Below are 22,370 nucleotides of genomic sequence, written 5' to 3'. Positions count from 1 at the left end.
CCTGGGGAAAGCCCGGAGAAGGCTCGGAGAAGGCCGATCAGGCGGGCCAGGCGCTCAGCCGCCCTCCAGCGCCGCCCTGACCCGCGCCGCCACCTCCTCCGCCTCCTCGTCCGACGCGTAGCGCCCCCGGGGCCAGAAGAAGCCGCGCAGGCCGTCCTTGCGGTTGCGCGGCACGACGTGCACGTGGAAGTGCGGCACCGACTGGCTCACCCGGTTGTTCGCGGCCACGAACGACCCCGCCGCCCCCGTCCCGCGCTCCACGGCCCCCGCGATCCGCTGCACCCGGGTGAAGAACGGCCCCACCTCGTCCGCGGAGAGGTCGGTGAGCGTCTCGGCGTGCCGCCGGGGCACGACCAGCACATGGCCGGGGAAGAGCGGCCTCGCGTCGAGGAAGGCGACCGCCGTCGCGTCCTCGAAGACCCGGTGGGCGGCCGTGCCGCCCCCGGCGATCGCGCAGAAGATGCAGGCAGCCTGGTCAGCCCCGTCAGCCTCGTCCATGTGCCCAGTCAACCGCAGCCACCGGCCCCGGCCGCCCGACGCACCGCTGATGCGACGCACCGCTGATGCCGCGCACCGCCGATCCGGCGTTCCTCGCAGGCCGCCCGTGACGCATCCGGGCGGCCGGGGGAGGGAAGACCCATGCCTCTCCACGTCGGGACCTCGGGCTGGCAGTACAAGGACTGGCGCGGCGTCCTCTACCCGGACGGCTGCCCGCAGCGGCTGTGGCTGGAGGAGTACGCGCGGCAGTTCGCCACCGTCGAGAACAACAACGCCTTCTACCGGCTGCCGCAACCCGCGACCTTCGGCGACTGGCACGACCGCACCCCCGCGGGCTTCGTCATGGCCGTCAAGGCCAGCCGCTACCTGACCCACATCAAACGGCTCAAGGAACCCCAGGAGCCCGTCCAGCGGCTCATGCGGCACGCCGCCGTGCTCGGCGACCGGCTGGGCCCCGTCCTGCTCCAGCTGCCGCCCACCCTGCGCGCCGACCCCGGCCTCCTGGACACCGCGCTGGGCTGCTTCCCCGACGGCGTCCGCGTGGCCGTCGAGCCCCGCCACGACTCCTGGTGGACCGACGAGGTCCGCGCCGTGCTGCGCGCCCACGGCGCCGCGCTGTGCTGGGCCGACCACGGCTCCCGGCCCGTCACCCCGCTGTGGCGGACGGCTCCGTGGGGTTACGTGCGCTTCCACAGCGGGCGCGCCCGGCCCTGGCCGCGCTACGGCCGGGCGGCGCTCGCGAGCTGGGCCGGACGCATCGCCGACACCTGGCCCGACCGGGCCCACGTCTACGCCTACTTCAACAACGACCCCGGGGGAGCGGCCGTCCACGACGCCGTCGCCTTCGCCCGCGCCGCCGCCCGGCTGGGGCGCACGGTGACCCGCACTCCGGATACGCACGCCTGAGCCCGCACCGATGCGCCGTACGCCTCACTCCCGGTGGGCGTAGAACCGGGAACGGCGAACAGGGCTGCACCGTCCCAGCCAGTGTGGCCCGAAACGCGCACGGCCCGGGGTGCCGCTGCGTACGGGGAGGGGGGCGCACAGCGTGGACGGCGAGCAGCGGCGACACCCATTACTGGCCGGGCGCTACCGGCTCATCGACCAACTGGGCAGCGGTGGCATGGGCGTGGTCTGGCGGGCCGTCGACGAGCTCCTCGACCGGGAGGTCGCCGCCAAGGAGGTGCGGGCCCCGGAGCACCTGCGCGAACAGGACGTCCGCATCCTCTACGCACGCCTGAAACAGGAGGCCCGCGCCGCCGCCCGCGTCAGCCACCCCAACGTGATCACCGTCCACGACGTGGTCGAGCAGGAGGGCCGCCCGTGGATCGTCATGGAGTTCGTCCGCGGCCGGTCGCTCGCCGAGATCCTGCAGCACGAAGGCGTGCTCACCCCCAAGGAGGCCGCCAAAGTCGGCTCGATGGTGCTGCAGGCGCTGCGCAGCGCGCACTCCTCCGGCGTCCTGCACCGTGACGTCAAACCGGCCAACGTCCTGCTGGAGCCCAGCGGCCGCGTCGTCCTGACCGACTTCGGCATCGCCCTGGTGGAGGGCTCCGGCACCCTCACCCGCACCGGCGACCTCGTCGGCTCCCCCGATTACCTGGCGCCCGAGCGCGCCCTGGGCGAACGCCCCGGCACCCCGTCGGACCTGTGGTCGCTGGGCGCCACGCTGTACGCGGCGGTCGAGGGCGTCTCGCCCTTCCGCCGTACGTCGGCGCTCAGCACCCTGCACGCCGTCGTCGAGGACGAACTGCCCACACCGAGGCGCGCCGGGCCGCTCACCCCGCTCCTCGAAGGGCTCCTCCGCAAGGACCCGCAGATCCGCATGGGATCGACCGAGGCACAGCGCCTGCTGGACGCCGTCGCCTCCGGCCAGATGCTCACGCAGCCCGACCTGGGGAGCGCGGAGCCCGCCGGATACGTGCCCACCGAGGCCGCCACGCCCGCCCCGCCGCCTCCGGCGCCCGCCCCGAGGCCCTCCTACGGATCAGGATCAGGGTCAGGATCCGGGCCGGGGTCCGGGTCGGTGTCGGGGGCCGGATACGGATACGGCTACGGAGGCCGGTCGTACGGCGGGCCGACGCCGTCAGGCGTACCCGTCGGGACCCCGCCGGGTACGCCCGGCGGCGCAGCCGGGGGCCGGGCCTACGGCTATCCGATGCCTGCCCCGGGGCCGATGCCCGCGCCGGGGCCGGTGCACGCCCCTTTTCCGACGCCGGTGCCGGGGCCGGCGCCCGCCCCGGCACACGGTCCCGGCACCCCGCGTCGTCGCGGCTGGCCCGTTTACCTGGGCCCGCTGCTGGCGCTGATCCTCATCGCGGGCGGCACCGTCGCAGGGGTGCTGAGTGCGGGCGGGCATCCGGACGACGGGCAGCAGCCGGGCAGCGGGACCACGGAGACCACGAGCCCTGCGGACGACTCCTCCACGGACGGAGGCTCGGGCGGGAGCGGTGAGCCAAGCGCTCCCGAGGAATCCGGCGATCCCGGGACTCCCTCTCCCACCCCCAGCCCGTCGGGCCATGCGACGGACCATCCGACCTACCCCACCGCCGAACCCACGAAGAACCCGGGTGGTACGTGCAACGGGGGCTGGGTCACGAAGTGCGCGACACGCTGACGAAAAAGAACAGGCGAGAAGAACAACCGGCTTTCGGGGGTACGCACATGCGGCTGGTGTCCAATCCGTTCCGGGCCGTCGCCCTTTTCACCGTGCCGGCGCTGATAGGCGTCGCGAGCCTTGCCGGGTGCGGTTCCTCGGGAGGGGGGAAAGCCGTACAACTCGTCCTGGAAGCAGTGGGGGAGGTCGGGGCCTTCCCGTTCCTCGAACACCCGGACACCGACCTGCGGGGTGTCGTATCCGCGTCGCCCGGCGGGGGTGAGTGGCAGGGCGACGCGCGCGGCGCGTTCGGCGGGGTCCAGGGCACCACGCGCTGCGACAAGGCGTCGCTGATCAAGCAGATCACCGAGGACCCGGAGAAGGCCCGGGCCTGGGCCGCGGTGAAGGAGATCGACGAGGGCCGCATCGGCGAGTACATCAATAAACTCACCGAGACGTACCTGGAGTTCGACACCCTCGTCAAGAACCACGACTACCGGGACGGCGAGGCGGCCGAATACATGTCGGTGCTGCAGAAGGGCGTTCTCGTCCTCGTGGACGAATACGCCTCGCCCGCCGTCAAGTGCAACTGCGGCAACCCGCTGGAGGAGCCGGACCGCGAGGTGGACCTGAAGGCCGCGTCGTACACGGGCACCCGCTGGAAGTCGTTCGCCGCCACGGAGGTCACCGTCATCAAGCCCCGCACCAAGGAGCAGGGGCCGGTGAAGCAGCTGCCGCTGGTCGATCCCTTCCAGGGAGACAAGGCCTTCGACCGCAGCGTCGGCAGTGACGGCAGCAAGGACACCAAGACCTTCCGGTGGGATCCGCCGAAGACGCGCCCCACCACGGGCGCGGGCGTGAGCCCGGCCACGGGCGGGACCTCGGGGTCGTCCGGCGGCCAGAGCAAGCCCTCGTCCCCGCCGGCCGGTTCACCGTCCTCCGGCTCGTCCGCCGCGGGCTCTTCCGCCGACAGGTCCGAGGAGCCGTCGGGCCGCGTTTCGGCGCAGGGCGTACCGAGCAGTGAGTCGCCCACAGGGGCAAGCGCGGGTGCAAGTACGGGCGCAAGTACGGGTACGGGCGGTCCGTCGCAGTCACGCAAGCCGGGCAGCGCGACGCCCGGCACCGGACGGCCGACGCCCTCGCGGACGAAGGCCCCGGTGCCCGCTCCCACGACTTCGCGGCCGATCGCGCCACAGCCCACGACGCCCAAGCCGGTGACGCCGACGGCTACCAAGCCCGTGGCACCGGCTTCCCCTAAACCTGTGACACCGACGGCCGTCAAGCCGGTGACGCCCACGGCCGTGCACCCTGCGACACCGACGGCGGCCAAGCCGACGGCCGCCACCGGTGTACATCCCGTGACGCCCACAGCCGCCAAGCCCGCCGTACCGACCGCCCCCAAGCCCGCCGTACCGACCGCAGCCAAACCCGACGCCCCCACGCATCACCCCCCGGCCACCGGGCAGCAACCCCCGCCGGCCACCCACGCGCCGGCTCCCCACCCCTCCTGATCTCCCTCCTGACCTCCCTCCTCATCTCCCTCCTAATCTCTGCCAAGCAGGGACAAACGGCCGTCACGGTACGTTGTCCCTGCAAGCAAGAGACCGTCTATAGGGGTGGAACATGGGGATGATGAAAGGTGCCAACGTCCGGATTCCGGCGCCGGCCGTGCGGGTCGAGCTGGGGTGGCACGCGGCCCCCGGAGTGCCGGACGTCGACGCCTCCGCCCTGCTGCTCGTGGGCGGCAGAGTCCGGTCGGACGCGGACTTCGTCTTCTACAACCAGGCGGTGCACCCCTCGGGCGCGGTCCGTCACGAGGGCAAGCGGCCGGCGGGTGCAGGCGTGACGGCCGACAGCCTCACCGTCGACCTCGCCGCCGTCGAGCCCGCCGTCGAGACCGTCGTGCTCGCCGCCTCGGCCGACGGCGGCGCCTTCGGACAGGTGCCCGGCCTGTACATCCGCGTCACGGACGCGTCCGCCGGCACGGAGCTCGCGCGCTTCGACAGCACCGACGCCACGGTCGAGACGGCCTTCGTCCTGGGCGAGCTCTACCGCCGCCAGGGCGAGTGGAAGTTCCGCGCGGTGGGCCAGGGCTACAGCAGCGGCCTGGAGGGCCTGGCGACCGACTTCGGCATCACCGTCGACGAGCCCCAGGCGGCCGCCGCCCCGACCCCGGCTCCGGTTCCCGCCGCGGCACCGCAGCCCGCCTCGGCCGCCATACCGCCGCCGCCCGCCCAGGCGCCCATGGCACCGCCCGTGCAGCCGGTCGCCCCGCCGCCCCCGCCCGTCGCGCCGCCGACGCCCCAGCCCGTACGCCTGACGAAGGTCACGCTCACCAAGGAGGCGCCGACCGTCTCGCTCACCAAGCAGGGCGGCACGTCCGGTTCGCTGCGCGTCAACCTCAACTGGGGCGTGCAGAAGCAGTTCAAGGGGTGGGGCCACAAGTTCGGCAAGGCGATGGCCATGCACTCGGACCTGGACCTCGACCTCGGATGCCTCTTCGAGCTGCGCGACGGCAGCAAGGGCGTGGTGCAGGCGCTGGGCAACTCCTTCGGGTCGCTGCACCGCCCGCCGTTCATCCACCTCGACGGCGACGACCGCACGGGCGCGGTGGAGGCGGGCGAGAACCTCACCGTCAACCTCGACCACATCGCCGACTTCCGGCGCATCCTCGTCTTCGTGACGATCTACGAGGGCGCCAGGAGCTTCGCCGGCCTCCACGCCACGGTCACGCTGCAGCCGCAGCACGGCGCCCCCGTCGACTTCTCGCTCGACGAGTGCACCGTGCTCTCCAATGTCTGCGCGCTGGCCCTCATCACCAACAACGGCGGGGACCTCGTCGTCCAGCGCGAGGCCCGCTACCTGGTGCCGGACCGCGGGGTCAGCCCGCAGCGCACGCTCGACCGCGCGTACGGCTGGGGCATGAACTGGACACCCGGCCGCAAGTGACCGGCAGGGCTCTCAGAGCTCTCAGAGCGCTCAAGGCACTCAAGGCGCTCAAGGCGCTCAGGGCACTCAAGGCACTCAGGGCGCGGCCTCGGGGCGGGCGTACGTCCGCCCCTTCCAGGCCGCGCCCCGGCCCCGGTAGTGCTGGACCGCGGAGTCCACGGTCATCAGCAGGTAGAGCAGGGCGGTGAACGGCAGCAGGGGCGCCAGCAGGAGGGGCTGCCGGTAGTAGCGCAGCATCGGCATGTACGTGCCGGTCATCACGGCCCAGGCGGCGGCTCCGGCGGCCAGCGGGAGGGTCTCGCCGGTCAGGGCGCCCGCCACGACGGCCACCGGCGGCGCCAGGTAGACCACGGCCAGCCCGGCGACCGTTCCGGCCAGCAGCAGGAGGTTGTGGCGCAGCTGTGCGTAGGCGCTGCGGGAGACCATCCGCCACAGCTGTCCGAGGCGCGGGTACGGGCGCACGCTGTCCACGCGGTCCGCGAGGCCCAGCCAGATCCGGCCGCCCGTGCGCCGTACGGCCTTCGAGAGCGTCACGTCGTCGATCACGGCCTGGCGGATGCTGTCGGGGACGCCGGCCCGCTCGGCCGCTTCACGGCGCAGGAGGACGCAGCCGCCGGCGGCAGCGGTCGTCCGTGCGCCCGGCCGGTTGATCCACCGGAACGGGTAGAGCTGGGCGAAGAAGTAGACGAAGGCCGGCACGATCAGCCGTTCCCAGGCGGTCGCCACGCGCAGCCGGGCCATCTGCGAGACGAGGTCCAGGCCGCCCGACCGGGCCGCCGAGACGAGCTCGCGCAGGCTGTCCGGTGCGTGGGCGATGTCGGCGTCGGTGAGCAGCAGGTACTCGGCGTCGGTGCGGGCGCGGGCGAGCGCCATGCCGTGGCGCACCGCCCACAGCTTTCCCGTCCAGCCCGGGCCGGGCTCGCCCGGTGAGGCGACGGTCAGCGGCAGTCCGCCGTGTTCCGCCGCCAGGGCCCGGGCCAGATCGCCGGTGCCGTCGGAGCTGCCGTCGTCGACCAGGAAGATCTCGGCCCGGCCGGGGTAGTCCTGAGCGAGGAGGGAGGGGAGGCTGGAGGGGAGGACTTCGGCCTCGTCCCGGGCGGGCACCACGATCGCGACAGGCGGCCATTCCGTGGGCGGTGTGCGCCCGGGCAGCCTGACGTCCGTCCGCCAGAAGAAGCCCTGGCCGAGCAGCAGCCACACCCACGCGGCCAGGGAACCCACGGTGATCCAAGTCAGCGCGCTCATCCGCTGCAGTCTGCCGCACGCGGGGCTTTCGGTCCGGGAAACGGAGCGAACCCGGCCGGGGCAGTGGCCGTCTGTGGCGGGAGAGGCGGCCGTCTGTGGCTGGAGGGGGCGGCCGTCCGTGGCCCGGGGAGCGGCCGGTCGCCGCCGGGGGGAGTGGCCGTCCGTGGCCGGGGAAGGGGCCGTCCGTGGCCGGGTGTGCCGCCCGGCGGGCTTCCGGCCTCCGGCCATCGATTAAAGTGACCGGGTGAAGATCGCGCTCATGGACTCAGGCAACGGGCTGCTGGCGGCGGCCGCCGCCGTGCACCGGCTGCGGCCCGACGCCGATCTGGTCCTCTCCTCCGACCCCGCCAGCATGCCCTGGGGCCCCCGTACGCCCGAGGACGTCATCGCGCGCGCCCTGGGCTGTGCCCGGGCCGCGGCCGAGCAGGGCCCCGACGCGCTGATCATCGCCTGCAACACCGCATCGGTGTACGCGCTGGCGGCGATAAGGGCGGAGCTGGAGCCGGAGCTGCCGGTCATCGGCACCGTGCCTGCGATCAAGCCTGCCGCGGCGGCCGGCGGCCCCGTGGCGATCTGGGCCACTCCGGCCACCACCGGCAGCCCGTACCAGCGCGGTCTCATCCGTGACTTCGCGGCCGGTGTCGAGGTCACGGAGGTGCCCTGCCCGGGTCTGGCGGATGCCGTCCAGCACGCCGACATGGCGGCCGCGGACGCGGCGATCGCTGCGGCGGCCGCGCTCACGCCGCGCAATGTAAGGGGCGTCGTCCTGGGCTGCACCCATTACGAGCTGGTCGCGGAGCGCATTCGCGAAGCCGTACAGCCGCTGCTGTCGCCGGCCGTGCCGCACCTGACCCTGTACAGCTCCGCGGAGGCCGTCGCGGCCCAGGCGCTGCGCCGGATCGGGGCCGCTCCCGCCCCCGACGCCGAGCCGTCGGGGCACCTGACAGTGCTGCTCGGCGGCCGTGAGGGCGCCATGGAAGCCGCCTCCCTGACCTACCCCGAGGGACGCTCCCTCGTCGAGGCCGCCGCCGTCCGTCCCTGACCACCCGATCCGGTGCGGTCCGTGCATCACCCCTGCCATGGTGGCGGAAGGTGAGTAGGCTGCCTCGTATGAGGGACCATTCCACGGGCCCGCAGGGCCACGAGGGCGACGAGAAGACAGGCGCGGCCGGATCCCCTTCCCCGGCCGACGGCGCCGAGGATCTCGCCGTCTGGACGGGTCGCGCGACGAACCGCGTCCAGTGGCTGCTTGCCGCGGCCGGCGCCGCCTGCCTGGCGCTCGGCGTCGAGCTGGCCGTCGACAGCGCATGGACCTCAGGTCTGGCCCCTCTCGTCATGGCGGTCGTCGGCTGTGTCGCCGCGGGCCTGCTGATGCTCTACGGCACGCTGGCGTTCGTCCATGTGGCCGTACGGGTCGACAGGGAAGCGCTGGAGGTGCGCTGCGGGCACATCGGCGTCCCGCGCACCCGCATCCTGCTCGCCCATGTGGTCGATGCGGACTTCGCTCCCCGGGTCACGCCGCGGCAGTGGGGTGGCTGGGGCTATCGCTGGCGCCCGGAGAAGGGCACGGCCGTCGTGGTGCGGCGCGGTGAGGGATTCGTCCTACGCCTGGGCGACGGCCGCACGTTCACGGTCACGGTCGACGACGCAGAATCCGCCGTACGGGTGATCCGTCAGGCCCTGCGGCTCGCCCCGGGGCGCAAGGCTCCCGCCTGACCCCGGCCTGAACTGGGGTTTCTCCGCCGTCCATGCGGCCACCTGGGTGAACGGCGGGCCTCCGCGGGCCACTAGGCTCCTGCGTATGCCCACCCCCGATTTCATCCGAGACCTCCGCGCGACCGCGGGCCGTCAGCTCCTGTGGATCCCCGGCGTGAGCGCCGTAGTCCTCGACGACGAGGGCCGTGTGCTGCTCGGCCGCCGCTCGGACAACGGCCAGTGGGCGATCATCGGCGGCATTCCCGATCCCGGCGAGCAGCCGGCGGCGGCCATCGTGCGCGAGGTGTACGAGGAGACGGCCGTCCGTTGCGTGGCGGAGCGCGTCCTGGTGGTGGAGGCCCTCGATCCGGTCACCTACCCCAACGGCGACGTCTGCCAGTTCATGGACACCTGCTTCCTGTGCCGGGCGGTGGACGGCGAGGCGTGCGTCAATGACGACGAGTCCTTGGAAGTGGGCTGGTTCGAGCCGGACGCCCTGCCGCCGATGCAGGAGTTCGCGGTACGGCGCATCAAGCACGCGACCGAGAACGGGGCCACGTGGTTCGCGGGGATCGGGGAGGGCTGAGAGCCCGTAGGACCCCGTAGCTCCTTCCGCCAGGCCCTATAGGTGGTTGCCGCTGTGACCCGGTACGGCCATCGGCGCTGTCTATAGTTGCGCGCATGGAACTGCGCCACCTCCGGTATCTGCTGGCCGTCGCCGAGCACGCGAACTTCACCCGCGCCGCGGAGGCCCTGCACATCTCGCAGCCGACGCTGTCGCAGCAGATCAAGCAACTGGAGCGGTCCCTGCGCGTCCAGCTGCTCGACCGGTCCGGGCGCACCGTGCGGCTCACCGACGCGGGCGAGGTGTACACCCGGTACGCCCGCCACGCCCTGCAGGATCTCGCGGCGGGCGAGCGCGCCGTGCTGGACGTGCAGGACCTCTCGCGGGGCAGTCTGCGGCTGGCCGTGACGCCGACGTTCACCGCGTATCTGATCGGCCCGCTGGTGGCGGAGTTCCACGCCCGGCACGCGGGGATCGCCCTGGACCTCCGTGAGATGGCGCAGGACCGCATCGAAGCGGCGCTCCTGGCCGACGAGCTGGACTTGGGCATCGCGTTCAGCGGTGCGCATCTGCCGGGGGTCGCCGGCACCGGCCTGTTCACCGAGACGCTCGGCCTCGTCGTCGGGCCGGATCACCCCTGCGCGGGCCGCAGCGAGCCGCTGCCGGTGGGCGAGCTCGGCGACCATCCGCTGGCCCTGCTCAGCCGCGACTTTGCGACGCGGGGGCACATCGACGCCTTCCTCGCCGAGCACGGCGTCACGCCGCGCATCGCCGTCGAGGCCGATTCGATCAACGCGCTCACCGAGATCGTCGGCAGGAGCGCGCTGGCGACCGTGCTGCCCGAGGCCATCACCGGCGGGCCGTGGCAGCTGCACCCCGTGCCGGTCGCGCCGCCGCTTCCGGCGCGCACCGTCACGCTGCTGTGCCGGGAGGCGGGCTACCGGAGTGCCGCGGCGCGGGCGTTCACGGCTCTTGCCGGGCGTTGGGTGCGGGAGCGGGGCTGGTCTCCGGCGTGACGGCCCTGCGGCGCCCGCGGCTGCGCAGCAGTTCGAGGGCGACGGGCAGCAGCGACAGTACGACGACGGCGCCGACGATCGGCAGCAGGTAGCGGTCGACGTCGGGCACGGCCGAGCCGAGCCCGTAGCCGGCGAGGACGAGGCCCACGGTCCACACCACGCCGCCGGTCACCTGCCAGAGGGTGAAGGTGCGGGGTGCGACGCCCAGGGCCCCGGCGAGGGGGTTGAGGACCGTGCGCACGACGGGGACGAAGCGGGCGAGGACGATGGCGCGGGCGTGCCCGTAGCGGCCGAGGAGCTCCTCGGCGCGCTCGGCGCCCTCGTGGAGTTTGCGGCTGCGGGAGCGGGTGAGGAGCGCCCGGCCGCCGCGCCGTCCGAGGACGTAGCCGACCTGGGCGCCGGTGAGGGCGCCGGCCGCGGAGGCGGCCAGGACCTGCGCGAGGTCCAGGTGCGGTCCGGAGTGGGCGCCGCTGCGGGCGAGCAGTCCGGCGGTGAAGAGCAGGGAGTCCCCGGGCAGGAAGAAGCCGATCAGGAGGCCGGTCTCGGCGAACATCACCACGGCGATGCCGAGGGCGCCGAAGGCGGTCAGCAGGGAGGAGGCGTCGAGGAGGTTGACCGCCAGAGTGGTGGTCAGGTCGGCGGCGGGCGAAGCGGGCACGAGGGCGTGGCCTCCCATGATCGGGGTCGGGGCGGGTGCCCCGCCGCCCGCGGCCCTGCGGACGGCGGACGAGACTGTAGACGATGCGCCGGGCGGTTACGGGCGCATGCCACTCGCCCGGGCGATGGCGTCGATCTCGCGCCGGTCGTGGTCGCCGGGGTCCGTGCCGTGGTCGCCGGGGTACGCGCCGCCCGGCGGTCCGCCGTCCGCGGGGGCGCCGTGGGTGCCGACCACGACGTGCATGCCCTGCGGTCCGAGGAATCCGGCGAGTCTGGTGAGGACCCGGCCGAACTCAGGTGTGAACAACTCTTTTTCGCGCGGGGAGAAGGGAATGTCGACCCCGCGCTCCCGGTGCACGATCGCCTCGTTGAAGCCCTTCAGGATCCGCAGCAGCAGTGCGTAGGACTCCGGGTCGAGGCTTGTCTGGAGCTCGGCCAGGTAGAGCGCGAACTGCTTGGTGCGCTCCAAGAAGTTCCGGTCGTTCATACGGACATCGTCGCGAAGTTGCCCGCTGCACGTGGGTCTTTCGGCATCTTCGGGCGGGCTGTGGTCTGAAGAATGGATTCGGCGGAGAATCCGTGTTCTGTTTACGGGAATTCAGTCGCGGTTTTCACCCGTGCGGGGGAAGGCCGGTTGCCCCGGGGGAGTGGCGGGCCCGGGCCGGACGGCTCGCAAGGGCGGGTGTGACCGGAGGGGCAGGGGTTCGGGCGGTGTGCCGCCGCATGCTTCCCGTAAACGCCTCCCGCAAACGCTTCCCGTGAACGCAATAGCGGGGCACGAGAGTTCCAGCTCTCGAAGGAAGAGCCGGGCGCAATTTCCTTGTGCCGGGTGTGCTCCCGGCGCTGCCGCAGCCCGGAATCTCACCCTGTTGATAACAGGTCGGCTTTGCTAACGTATCCGCTGAGTACCCTTCCGAGCGCGGCCGGGGAGCTGCCGGGCACAAGTCGACCCAAGCATATGATCGGTCGCTCCGCCAAGTCGCCGAGTGCGTCTGCTCCCGTGCGTGGAATCCGGGCTGACGAGCCATTCGCCGGGGCGTACCGGCTCCCGACCGGGGCCGGAACCCATGATGTCCCCACGCTCGGGCTGACTGCAGGGACGCACATGAGAACTCTTCGGGCAGTCCGCGAGTGCCCTCTCGCATTGCGATTGCTATTCATCAACCAGTGCGGCATCGATGCCGGTTTCTATCTGCTGATTCCCTTTCTGGCGACCTATATCGGGCATGATCTCGGAATGTCGGCGGCCATCGTCGGACTGGTCCTCGGAGTGCGCAACCTCAGCCAGCAGGGCATGTACATCATCGGCGGCACGGCGGCCGACCGGCTCGGCCCGCGCGTGGTCATCATCGCCGGGTGCGCCCTGCGGACCGTGGGCTTCACGCTCTTTTCCTTCGGTAACTCCCTGCCCCTGCTGCTCGCCGCCTCCGGAATCAGCGGCCTCGCCGCCGCGCTCTTCTACCCGGCCGTGCGCTCCTATGTCTCGCACGAGTCGGGGGAGCGGAAGGCCGAGGCGTTCGCCCTGCTCAACGTCTTCGCGACCATCGGCTCGCTCGTGGGGCTGCTCGCCGGCAGCGTGCTCTACCTGACCGACTTCCGGATCTGCGCCCTCACGGCGGCCGGGCTGTTCGCGGCGCTGACGGTCGCCCAGGCGTTCGTGCTGCCGGCGCGCGAGGTCGCAGCGGAGCACGATCCCATCCTGCGGGAGCTGCGCGAGGTGCTCGGCAACCGCCGGTTCCTCTGCTTCGCCTTCGCCACCACCGGCATGTTCATCATGGAGAACCAGCTCTACATGCTGCTGCCGGACGGGGCGCAGCAGGCCTCGGGCTGGGGCGGGGCAGAAGCGTTGCTGCTGAGCGCCGGGGCGGTCGCCAACCTGCTGTTCCAGTTCCGGATCACCCGGGGCCTGGAGCAGCGCGGCGGCGGGATGCGCTGGGTGGGGGCCGGGATCGCCGTCATAGGGCTCGGCTTCGTCCCGCCGCTGCTGGTGTGCGACGCGGCGCCGCCCGACGGCGCGGGCGACGTGGTGCCGCGGCTCCTGGTCATGGTCTCCGCCTCGCTGCTGCTGTACTTCGGCGGGATGGTCGCCTATCCGCCGGTCCTGGGGCTGATCCCGCGGTTCGGCAGCGAGCGGCTGACCGGAACGTACTTCGGCCTGTTCTACGTGCTCTCCGGGGCGACGGCGGCCGGCGGCAACGCCGTGATCGGCTGGGTGATGGACGTCGGCGAGCGGACCGGGCGGGCCTGGCTGCCGTGGGTGTCGTGCCTGTTCTTCGGGCTGGCCTCCGGTTGCGCGGTGGCCTGGCTGTACCGCTCCCGTGCGCTGCCGTGCCCGTATCCGGCGGAGAGCGGGCGGGGTGCCGGTACGCAGGAGGCGATGGGGCTGCTGCCCGGTCAGCCGCGGGTCACGGACGATGCGGGGGAGCGCAGGACGGGGTGAGGTCCGCGCGGGGGAGAGTGGCACGGGGTGAGGTCCGCGCAAGGCCGGGATCCGCCGGTCCGCGCAAGGCCGGGATCCGCCGGTCCGCGCGAGGCCGGGATCTGCCGGTCCGCGCCGCGTGTCCCCGTACCGCTGAGCGGGCCCCGGCGCACACTGGTCGAGGCATCGAGCTTTGAGGAGGCCCCCCATGCCCATCGCAACGGTGAACCCCGCGAACGGCGAGACGCTCAGGACGTTCGAGGAGATGGGAGCCGAGGAGATCGAGCAGTGCCTGGCCGCGGCCGCGGCGGCGTTCCGCCGCTACCGCACCTCGGACCCGGGCGAGCGGGCCCGCCTGCTGAACCGGGCCGCGGACCTCCTGGAGGAGGACCGGGACGACATCGCGCGCACTATGACCACCGAGATGGGCAAGCCGCTGGCCGCCGCCCGCGCGGAGGCGGCGAAGTGTGTGAAGGCCATGCGCTGGTACGCGGCGAACGCGGCGGAGCTGCTGGCGGACGAGCACCCGCCGCAGCCCGAGGTCGCCGACTCCGGGGCCGCGCTCGCCCGCATCCGCTACCGCCCGCTGGGCGTGGTGCTCGCCGTCATGCCGTGGAACTTCCCCCTGTGGCAGGTGATCCGCTTCGCCGCCCCCGCCCTCATGGCCGGCAACGTGGGCCTGCTCAAACACGCCTCGAACGTGCCGCAGACCGCGCTCTACCTCGGGGACCTCTTCCGCCGGGCGGGCTTTCCCGACGGCTGTTTCCAGACCCTGCTCGTGGGCTCGCGCGCGGTCGAAGGCATCCTGCGCGACCCCAGGGTCGCGGCGGCCACGCTCACCGGCAGCGAGCCCGCCGGGCGCTCGGTCGCCTCGATCGCGGGTGACGAGGTGAAGAAGACCGTCCTCGAACTGGGCGGCAGCGACCCGTACATCGTGATGCCGTCGGCCGACCTCGACCGGGCCGTGCAGACCGCGGTCACGGCCCGCGTCCAGAACAACGGCCAGTCGTGCATCGCCGCCAAGCGCTTCATCGTCCACGCCGACGTCCACGACGCGTTCCTCGAACGCTTCGCCGCCCGGATGGCCGCGCTGACCGTCGGCGACCCCATGGAGGAGGCCACCGACGTCGGCCCCCTGGCCAGCGAGCAGGGCCGCGCCGACCTCGAGGAACTCGTGGACGACGCCGTACGGCGCGGCGCGACGGCCGTGTGCGGGGGCCGGCGGCCGAAGGAACGGCCGAAGGGCTGGTTCTACGAGCCGACGGTCCTCACCGGCATCACCCCCGACATGCGCATCCACCGCGAGGAGGCGTTCGGCCCGGTGGCGACCGTCTACCGCGTGGACGGTGTCGACGAGGCCGTCGAGCTGGCCAATGACACGCCCTTCGGGCTGAGTTCGAACGTGTGGACCACGGACGCGGAGGAACAGGAACGTTTCGCGCGGGATATCGAGGCCGGAGGCGTCTTCTTCAACGGCATGACCGCCTCGCACCCCGCATTGCCGTTCGGCGGGGTCAAGCGTTCGGGATACGGACGCGAGCTCTCGGGTCACGGCATCAAGGAATTCTGCAACGTGACGACGGTGTGGCACGGGGTGGAACCGGCGCGAGAGGCTTGATCTCCCCCTAAAGATTAACGATTCTTCTCACGGATTTTTCCGTTTTCGCAGGTGGCGTGAGGGGTTGTGTGCCCGTGGCGCGGCAGCGCGGCGCGCCCCCGGCGTAACCCCATAGCCGGGCCTGGGACGTTGTGACGATGTGCTTGTCGTACTTGCGGTGAGTGCCGCGGATCCACCGCTCGGATATCCGGTACGGATTTCAACGGACTCCGCAGCAGGCGCCTGTCGTAGTCACATCATCGTCCCTCGGACAGAAGGAGAACGGTCATGACGTACGAGCGTCCCACCCTCGCCAAGGCCGGCAGCTTCCGCAAGGTGACGGGCCTCAAGGACCACGGCCCGAAGGACGTCCTGGGCGGCAGGCAGGTCCTCTGACCTGAGAGCGGGTGGCGGCTTCCAGCCGCCACCCGCTTTTTCCGTCCCGGACGTCGCCGACGGAAGGCCGTTCCCCATGGATCAGTCCCTCTCGCTCCAGTCCGTGCTCTCCTGGTTCGTCGTCCTGCCCGACAGCGACGCGGCGGCCGCCCCCGCCGCCAAGGCGCTCTCCTTCGCCTCCCGCAGCCTGCTCCACGCCTCCGGACGGCCCTGGATCGTGGGCCGCTGGACCCCGGGGACGGTCGTGACGGGCACGCACCGGGACACGCGGGTCGCGGTGATGGGGAGCACGCCGTCACGGCACTCGACGCCGAACGGGCCGCCGCCTCGGCGACCGGCACCGCTTCGGCGTCCGCGCTGGACCGCCTCGCAGGGCGGGCCGGCAGCTTCCACCTGATGGCCAGCTGCGCCGGCCGGGTCCGGATGCAGGCCGGTGCCGTCGCCGTGCGGCGCGTGTTCCACGCCGAGGCCGCAACCCCCGGCCGGCCGGTGACCGTGGCATCCGACCGGGCCGACGTGCTCGCCGAACTGGTGGGTGCCGGCCTCGACGAGCATCGCATCGCCCTCGAAATGCTCGTCTCGGGCGTCCCGTACCCGTGGCACGGCGACCCCCTGTGGCGGGGCGTGCACCCGGTGCCCGGCGGCCACCGCCTGACGCTCGACACCGAAGGCCGGGCCCGCACCACCCGGTGGTGGTCACCGCCCGACCCCGTCGTCCCGCTCGCCGCGGGCGCCGTGCACCTGAGGGAAGCCCTCACCGAAGCGGTCGCCGTACGCACCCGCGGACGTGACCTGGTGACATCCGACCTGGGCGGCCTGGACTCCACGGCGGTGTGCTGCACCGCGGCCCGCGGCGGCGCCAAGGTCGTCGCCTACACCGCCGCCGTCCACGACGAGGCCGGCGACGACGTGTACTGGGCCGAGCGCACCGTATCGGCGCTCGAAGGCGTCGAACACCACGTCGTACCGGCCCACGAGGTGGCCATGACGTTCGACGGCATCGACACCCTCGGGGACGTCCTCGACACGCCCAGCATCATCACGGTCGACCGCAACCGCCGCATGGGCATCATCGAAATGGCCGCGGCCCGCGGATCCGGCCTCCACCTCACCGGCCTGGGCGGCGACGAACTCCTGGCCGGCACGCCCGCCCGGCTGCACACGCTGCTGCTCACCCACCCCTTCGTCGCGCTGCACGCGATACGGGGGTACGCCGCCAAATACCGCTGGCCCCGGCGGGCAGTGCTGCGCGGACTCCTGGACCGCAGGTCCTACGGCGCCTGGCTCGACCGGCTCGCCCGCGACCTGACGGGGCCTGCCGCCCCCGTGGACGAGCCGCTGCTCGACTGGTCCGTTCCGCCCCGGATGCCGCCGTGGGCCACGCCCGACGCGGTCCGCGCGGCACGCGAACTGCTCCTCACCCGCCGGAACCCCGCCGGACCCCGGGGCCGGAACCGCGGCGAACACCGCGAACTGGTCGCCATGGACGGCATCTCCCAGTGGGTCCGGCACATCGGGCAGATGGCCGCCCCCCTGGGCATCGAGATCTCCGCGCCCTACTACGACACCCGCGTCATCGAGGCGGCCCTCGCCGTACGCCCGCAGGAGCGGATCACCCCCTGGCGGTACAAGCCGCTCATCGTCGAGGCCATGCGCGGCGTCGTGCCCGAGGCCGGCCGCACCCGCAGCACCAAGGCCAACGCGACGTACGAGGAGGAGGCCGGGCTGCGCCGCAACCGCCGGGCGGTGCTGGCCCTGTGCGAGGACTCCCGGCTGGTCCGGCTCGGCCTGGCCGACGGGAAGGTGCTGCACGAATGGTGCCGCCGCGCCCTCTCCGCGGAGACGGAGAGCTATCTGCTCCACCCGACCATCGCCTGCGAAGCGTGGCTGCGCTCGCGGGAGACGGCGCCCCTGCCCGCCGCCGACCGAGAGGCGTGAACCCGTGCCCGCACTCAAACCTGGTGTCCTGATGACCGAGACCGAGTACGGCGTGGCGCTGCTCGACCAGGAGAGCGCCGAGTACTGGACGCTCAACCCGACGGCCGCGCTCGTCCTGCAGACACTGCTGGACGGACACGGCCCCGAGCGGGCGGTCGAGATGCTGACGGCGCGCTACGACGACGTCGACGCCGGGCTCGCCGGCGAGGACGTCCGCCGCATCATCGGCGAGCTGAGCGCGGCAGGACTGCTCACCCCGTAGGACGCCCTGCCGATCTGGAGGCACGCCATGTCGACACCGGAAGTGATCCCCTACCACCCCCGCTCCATCCCCCTGGCCCGCCGGTGTGCGGCCCGGCTGGCCGTCGGCTGCGCCCACCTGCTGGCGACCCAGCCGCCCGCCCGGATACGCGCCGTCCTGTGCAGGCTGCGGCGCGGCGCCCGGCCCGCCACGCTCGCCGAGGCGAGCACGGCGCGGCGGACGGTGCTCGCCGTGAGCCTCGCCGCCGGAGGGCACAAGGGATGCCTGCCCCGGTCCCTGGCCACCGTGCTGCTCTGCCGGTGGTACGGCCAGTGGCCCACCTGGTGCGTCGGAGTGCGCAGCCGGCCGCCGTTCGCCGCGCACGCCTGGGTGGAGGCCGAGGGGGTCCTCGTCGGCGAAGGCGCCCCGGCCGACTACTTCCAGCGCTTCTTCACGGTGGAGTGAGCCGATGACCGCGCCGCCCTCCGTAACCTCTCCCGGCACCGGCCCCGCAGCGCCCCCGGGGGCCGGTGCGCCGGAGGACCGGGGACGCTCGTGGCCGGGGCAGCGGGCCCTGCTCGGCCATCTGCGCCCGCAGCGCCGGCGCATGGCCGCGGGCGTCCTCCTGGGACTCGTCGGCAGCGTCATGGGCCTGGCCCAGCCCCTGGCCGCCAAGCGCGTGGTCGACGACATGGGCCGGGGAGCGCCCGCGGCCGGTCCCGTCCTCGTGCTCAGCCTGCTGGTGGTGGCCGGGGCCGTCCTCGCGGGGCTGGGGTACTACGTGCTCCAGTACTCGGCCGAGTCCATCGTCTGCACCGCCCGCCGCCGGCTGACGGACCGCCTCCTGCGGCTGCGCGTGCCCGTGGTGGAGAGCTCCGAGCCCGGAGACCTGATCGCCCGCGTGACCTCCGATACGACGCTGCTGCGCCAGACCGCGCCCCAGGCGGTGTCGGCGGCGGTCACCGGCACCCTGGTCACCGCGGCGACGGTCGTCATGATGGGCCTCCTCGACGCCGTCCTGCTGACCGTCACCCTCGCCGTGGTCGCCTTCGTCGGCGTCGTCGTCGCACTCGTGGCGCCGCGGATCGGCCGCGCGACCCGCCACACGCAGGAGGCGGTGGGCTGCATCGGGGCGGCGCTGGAACGGGCGCTGGGCGCCTTCCGGACCGTCAAGGCGTCGGGTGCCGAGCAGCGGGAGGCGGAAGCGCTGTGCCGGGCGGCCGAACGCGCCCGGCGCACCGGGGTCCGGGCCGCGGCCTGGGAGGCGGTGTCGGCGACGACGTCGGCGGTGGTCGTCCAGGTCTGCTTCCTCGTGGTACTCGGGGTGGGGGGCGCGCGCGTCACCTCCGGTGCGACGGACGTCTCCACGCTCGTCGCCTTCCTGCTCTACCTCTTCGCCCTCGCCCCGCGCATCGGCCAGCTGGTCGAGGGCGTCGGCCAGGTCCAGGTGGGCTCGGCGGCCGCGGACCGCATCGCCCAGGTCGAACAACTGGAGACGGAGAAGCCGGGGACGGAGATGCCGACGAGGGAGGAGTCGCAGACGGCAGAGCAGGAGGATGAGGGCGTACGGTCGCCCCTGAGCGTGTCGTTCGATCAGGTGAGCTTCGCCTACCGCCCCGGACTGCCGCGCGTCCACCACGGGGTCTCCTTCACCGTGCCCGCGGGCGGCCTGACCGCGTTCGTCGGCCCGTCCGGAGCGGGTAAGACCACGGTCTTCTCCCTGATCGAGCGCTTCTACGAGCAGGACTCCGGCCGTGTGCTCCTGGACGGCGAGGACGTGCGGCAGTGGCCGCTGGCCCGGCTCCGCGCGTCCATCGGCTACGTGGAGCAGGACGTCCCCGTCCTCGCCGGCACTCTGCGCGACAACCTGACGCTGGGCACCTCCGACCCGGACCCCGGGGAGCTCGCCCGTGTCCTGCGGCTGGCCCGCCTGGACGTGCTCGCGGACCGGCTGCCGGACGGTCTGGACACCGACGTCGGCCACCGCGGCAGCCGTCTGTCCGGCGGCGAACGGCAACGCGTGGCGATCGCCCGCGCCCTGCTCCGCCGCCCCGGCCTGCTCCTGCTGGACGAAGTCACCTCCCAGCTCGACGCCGCCAACGAGGCGGCGCTGCGCGACACCGTCACCGACACCGCCCGCCACACCACCGTCCTGGTGGTCGCCCACCGGCTCTCCACCGTGACCACAGCGGACCGGATCGTGGTCATGGAAGCCGGACGCGTCCGGGCGGTCGGCACCCATGCCGAGCTGCTGGCGCACGACGATCTCTACCGCGACCTGGCGAGCACACAGCTGCTCGGCCCGTAGCCCGGCGCTTCCGTGGTGTTTCTTGTTCTCGTGGCTTTCCCGGTTCTCGTGGCTTTCCCGGCCCGCCGGTGCGACGCTTGATCTCAACCTTGGTTGAGGTTCTAGCGTGTCAGGCATACGACGACACCGGAGGAGCCCCCCATGAGCATGGAAGTCACCGCGTGGACCTCGCTCCACAGCGCGATGAACGCCGAGAAGAGCCGACGGCCCTTCTCCCGGGTCACGCTGCGGCGCATCGGCGGCTTCGCGCGGCCGCACCGCAGGAAGATCGGGCAGTTCCTGCTGCTGAGCGTGGCCATGGCGCTGCTCGCGGTGGCCACGCCGATCCTGGCCGGGCGGGTCGTCGGTGCCATCGTGCACGGCGACGACGCCGGCACCGTCACCCGGCTCGCGCTGCTCATCGCCCTGATCGCCGTCGCCGAGGCGGGCCTGGGGCTGCTGACGCGGTGGCTGTCCGCCACCCTCGGCGAGGGGCTCATCCTCGACCTGCGGACCGCGGTCTTCGACCACGTCCAGCGGATGCCGGTCGCCTTCTTCACCCGCACCCGCACCGGCGCCCTCGTCAGCCGGCTCAACAACGACGTCATCGGCGCTCAGCGCGCCTTCAGCAACACCCTCTCCGGCGTCGTCTCCAACATCGTCACGCTGCTCCTGACGCTCGGCGTGATGCTCAGCATCTCCTGGCAGATCACGCTGCTCGCGCTCGTCCTGCTGCCGGTGTTCGTCGTGCCCGCCCGGAGGATGGGCTCGCGCATGGCCGGGCTGCAGCGTGAGGCCGCCGCTCACAACGCCGCCATGAGCAACCAGATGACCGAGCGGTTCTCCGCGCCCGGTGCGACCCTCGTCAAGCTGTTCGGGCGGCCCGCGGAGGAGTCGGCCGAGTTCGCCTCCCGTGCCCGCGCCGTGCGCGACATCGGCGTACGCACCGCCATGGCCCAGTCGGCGTTCATCACCGCCCTCACGCTCGTCTCCGCCCTGGCGCTGGCCCTGGTCTACGGGCTCGGCGGCTTCTACGCGCTGCACGGCCGGCTGGAGCCGGGGGCCGTCGTCGCGCTCGCCCTGCTCCTCACCCGCCTCTACGCCCCGCTGACCGCCCTCGCCGGTGCCCGTGTCGAGGTGATGAGCGCCCTCGTCAGCTTCGAGCGCGTCTTCGAGGTCCTCGACCTCAAGCCGCTGATCGCCGAGAAGCCGGGCGCCCGGCGGGTGCCGGAGGGGCCGGTCTCGGTCGAGTTCGACGACGTCCGGTTCGGCTACCCGGCCGCCGACAAGGTCTCCCTCGCCTCCCTGGAGGACGTCGCCGGCCTGGACACCCGCGGCGGCGCCGAGGTCCTGCACGGCGTCTCCTTCCGCGCCGAACCGGGCCGGATGGTGGCCCTGGTCGGCTCCTCCGGCGCGGGGAAGTCGACCATCGCCCAGCTGCTGCCCCGGCTCTACGACGCCGACGCCGGATCCGTACGCCTCGGAGGCGTCGACGTCCGGGACCTGAGCGCCGCATCCATCCGCGAGACGCTCGGCATGGTCACCCAGGACGGCCACCTCTTCCACGACACCGTGCGCGCCAACCTCCTCCTCGCCCGGCCGGAAGCCACCGAGGAGGAGGTCTGGGACGCGCTGCGGCGGGCCCGGCTCGACGGGCTGGTGGCCTCCCTGCCCGACGGTCTGGACACGGTCGTCGGCGAGCGCGGCTACCGGCTCTCCGGCGGCGAGCGCCAGCGGCTGACCATCGCCCGGCTGCTGCTGGCCCGCCAGCGCGTCGTCATCCTCGACGAGGCGACCGCCCACCTCGACTCCACCTCCGAGGCGGCCGTTCAGGAGGCGCTGGCCGAGGCCCTGGAGGGCCGTACGGCCGTGGTGATCGCCCACCGGCTGTCCACCGTGCGGGCGGCCGACCTCATCCTCGTCGTCGAGGACGGCCGGGTCGTCGAACGCGGCACCCACAGCGAGCTGATCGCCGCGGGCGGACGCTACGAGGAGCTGCACCGCACGCAGTTCGCGCGTGCGAAGGCCGACGGGGAGGCGGAGCCGGTCTGCTGACGGGCGGACGGACATCCGAAAAAGCGGCCTCCCGGACGGCATTCCGCCGCCGGGAGGCCGCTCGTTCAGGCGGGATGCGCTGCTACTCGGCCTGACGGAGCTCCAGGGCCGCACGCTTGACGGCTGCCGCGACGGACTCCGTGGCCTTCGGGTTGAAGACGCTGGGGATGATGTAGTTCGCGTTGAGCTCGTCCTCGGCGACGACGTCGGCGAGGG

The 22,370-nt window shown here is 72.9% G+C and carries 21 protein-coding genes; 17 read left to right on the top strand and 4 right to left on the bottom strand.

From position 1 onward, the window contains the following. Window positions 1-54 precede the first annotated feature (54 nt). Window positions 55-498, bottom strand: a complete 444-nt coding sequence (locus IE241_RS33535; RefSeq protein ID WP_190025656.1) for an HIT family protein — start codon at window positions 496-498, stop codon at window positions 55-57. 141 nt (window positions 499-639) lie between these two features. On the opposite strand from IE241_RS33535, the gene IE241_RS33530 reads away from it, so the two are divergent. From IE241_RS33530 to IE241_RS33515, 4 genes are all read left to right on the top strand, one after another. Next, window positions 640-1,404: a DUF72 domain-containing protein gene (locus IE241_RS33530; RefSeq protein ID WP_190025655.1), complete on the top strand. Its 765-nt coding sequence runs from the start codon at window positions 640-642 to the stop codon at window positions 1,402-1,404. 142 nt (window positions 1,405-1,546) lie between these two features. Then, on the top strand, window positions 1,547-3,115 hold the full coding sequence (locus IE241_RS34550) for a serine/threonine-protein kinase (RefSeq protein ID WP_268254447.1): 1,569 nt from the start codon (window positions 1,547-1,549) through the stop codon (window positions 3,113-3,115). A gap of 56 nt (window positions 3,116-3,171) precedes the next feature. Next, window positions 3,172-4,605 carry a DUF6777 domain-containing protein gene (locus IE241_RS33520; protein ID WP_190025654.1) on the top strand — a complete coding sequence of 478 codons (1,434 nt, stop codon included), beginning with the start codon at window positions 3,172-3,174 and terminating at the stop codon, window positions 4,603-4,605. 112 nt (window positions 4,606-4,717) lie between these two features. Then, a complete protein-coding gene (locus tag IE241_RS33515; RefSeq protein ID WP_190025653.1) occupies window positions 4,718-6,043 on the top strand; it encodes a TerD family protein in 1,326 nt (441 codons plus the stop codon). A 75-nt stretch (window positions 6,044-6,118) separates the two neighbouring features. Here the strand turns inward: IE241_RS33515 and IE241_RS33510 are convergent, their stop codons facing one another. Beyond that, on the bottom strand, window positions 6,119-7,288 hold the full coding sequence (locus tag IE241_RS33510; RefSeq protein ID WP_190025652.1) for a glycosyltransferase: 1,170 nt from the start codon (window positions 7,286-7,288) through the stop codon (window positions 6,119-6,121). Between the two features lie 244 nt (window positions 7,289-7,532). On the opposite strand from IE241_RS33510, the gene IE241_RS33505 reads away from it, so the two are divergent. The 4 genes from IE241_RS33505 to cynR all read left to right on the top strand — a co-directional run bounded on the left by IE241_RS33505 (window position 7,533) and on the right by cynR (window position 10,564). Then, the gene (locus tag IE241_RS33505) at window positions 7,533-8,330 is read left to right on the top strand and encodes a glutamate racemase (protein WP_190025651.1); all 798 of its coding nucleotides are present in this window, start codon (window positions 7,533-7,535) and stop codon (window positions 8,328-8,330) included. 68 nt (window positions 8,331-8,398) lie between these two features. Further along, on the top strand, window positions 8,399-9,004 hold the full coding sequence (locus tag IE241_RS33500) for a hypothetical protein (RefSeq protein ID WP_190025650.1): 606 nt from the start codon (window positions 8,399-8,401) through the stop codon (window positions 9,002-9,004). 85 nt (window positions 9,005-9,089) lie between these two features. Further along, entirely contained in the window at window positions 9,090-9,569 is a 480-nt protein-coding gene (locus IE241_RS33495; protein WP_190025649.1) for an NUDIX hydrolase, read from the top strand. A gap of 95 nt (window positions 9,570-9,664) precedes the next feature. Beyond that, window positions 9,665-10,564 carry a transcriptional regulator CynR gene (cynR, locus tag IE241_RS33490; protein ID WP_190025648.1) on the top strand — a complete coding sequence of 300 codons (900 nt, stop codon included), beginning with the start codon at window positions 9,665-9,667 and terminating at the stop codon, window positions 10,562-10,564. On the opposite strand, the gene IE241_RS33485 is transcribed toward cynR, so the two are convergent. Together IE241_RS33485 and IE241_RS33480 are read right to left on the bottom strand one after the other, a co-directional pair. Beyond that, a complete protein-coding gene (locus tag IE241_RS33485; RefSeq protein ID WP_190025647.1) occupies window positions 10,512-11,240 on the bottom strand; it encodes a DedA family protein in 729 nt (242 codons plus the stop codon). The genes cynR and IE241_RS33485 overlap by 53 nt on opposite strands. Before the next feature lie 78 nt (window positions 11,241-11,318). After that, window positions 11,319-11,708, bottom strand: coding sequence for a hypothetical protein (locus IE241_RS33480; protein ID WP_190025646.1), 390 nt, complete (start codon window positions 11,706-11,708; stop codon window positions 11,319-11,321). 618 nt (window positions 11,709-12,326) lie between these two features. On the opposite strand from IE241_RS33480, the gene IE241_RS33475 reads away from it, so the two are divergent. From IE241_RS33475 to IE241_RS33440, 9 genes are all read left to right on the top strand, one after another. Next, on the top strand, window positions 12,327-13,661 hold the full coding sequence (locus IE241_RS33475) for an MFS transporter (RefSeq protein WP_190025645.1): 1,335 nt from the start codon (window positions 12,327-12,329) through the stop codon (window positions 13,659-13,661). 187 nt (window positions 13,662-13,848) lie between these two features. Then, window positions 13,849-15,258, top strand: a complete 1,410-nt coding sequence (locus IE241_RS33470) for an NADP-dependent succinic semialdehyde dehydrogenase (RefSeq protein ID WP_190025644.1) — start codon at window positions 13,849-13,851, stop codon at window positions 15,256-15,258. 267 nt (window positions 15,259-15,525) lie between these two features. Further along, window positions 15,526-15,633, top strand: coding sequence for a keywimysin-related RiPP (locus IE241_RS33465; protein ID WP_190025643.1), 108 nt, complete (start codon window positions 15,526-15,528; stop codon window positions 15,631-15,633). Between the two features lie 76 nt (window positions 15,634-15,709). Continuing rightward, window positions 15,710-16,030, top strand: a complete 321-nt coding sequence (locus tag IE241_RS35155) for a hypothetical protein (RefSeq protein WP_506004942.1) — start codon at window positions 15,710-15,712, stop codon at window positions 16,028-16,030. Beyond that, window positions 16,030-17,571: a macrolactam cyclase family protein gene (locus tag IE241_RS33460; protein WP_506004941.1), complete on the top strand. Its 1,542-nt coding sequence runs from the start codon at window positions 16,030-16,032 to the stop codon at window positions 17,569-17,571. Before IE241_RS35155 ends, IE241_RS33460 begins: the two co-directional genes overlap by 1 nt. 31 nt (window positions 17,572-17,602) lie before the next feature. Continuing rightward, window positions 17,603-17,833, top strand: coding sequence for a lasso peptide biosynthesis PqqD family chaperone (locus IE241_RS33455; RefSeq protein ID WP_229900214.1), 231 nt, complete (start codon window positions 17,603-17,605; stop codon window positions 17,831-17,833). A 27-nt stretch (window positions 17,834-17,860) separates the two neighbouring features. Further along, window positions 17,861-18,277 (top strand): lasso peptide biosynthesis B2 protein, encoded by a 417-nt coding sequence (locus IE241_RS33450; RefSeq protein ID WP_190025641.1) that lies wholly within the window; start codon window positions 17,861-17,863, stop codon window positions 18,275-18,277. A gap of 4 nt (window positions 18,278-18,281) precedes the next feature. Further along, on the top strand, window positions 18,282-20,120 hold the full coding sequence (locus tag IE241_RS33445) for an ABC transporter ATP-binding protein (protein ID WP_190025640.1): 1,839 nt from the start codon (window positions 18,282-18,284) through the stop codon (window positions 20,118-20,120). A gap of 141 nt (window positions 20,121-20,261) precedes the next feature. Further along, window positions 20,262-22,154, top strand: coding sequence for an ABC transporter ATP-binding protein (locus tag IE241_RS33440; protein ID WP_190025639.1), 1,893 nt, complete (start codon window positions 20,262-20,264; stop codon window positions 22,152-22,154). Window positions 22,155-22,370: the final 216 nt, after the last annotated feature.

The sequence above is a fragment of the Streptomyces hiroshimensis genome (assembly GCF_014650335.1).
GTDB classification, from domain to species: Bacteria; Actinomycetota; Actinomycetes; order Streptomycetales; family Streptomycetaceae; genus Streptomyces; species Streptomyces hiroshimensis.
This window is presented reverse-complemented; position numbering and strand designations above follow the sequence as displayed.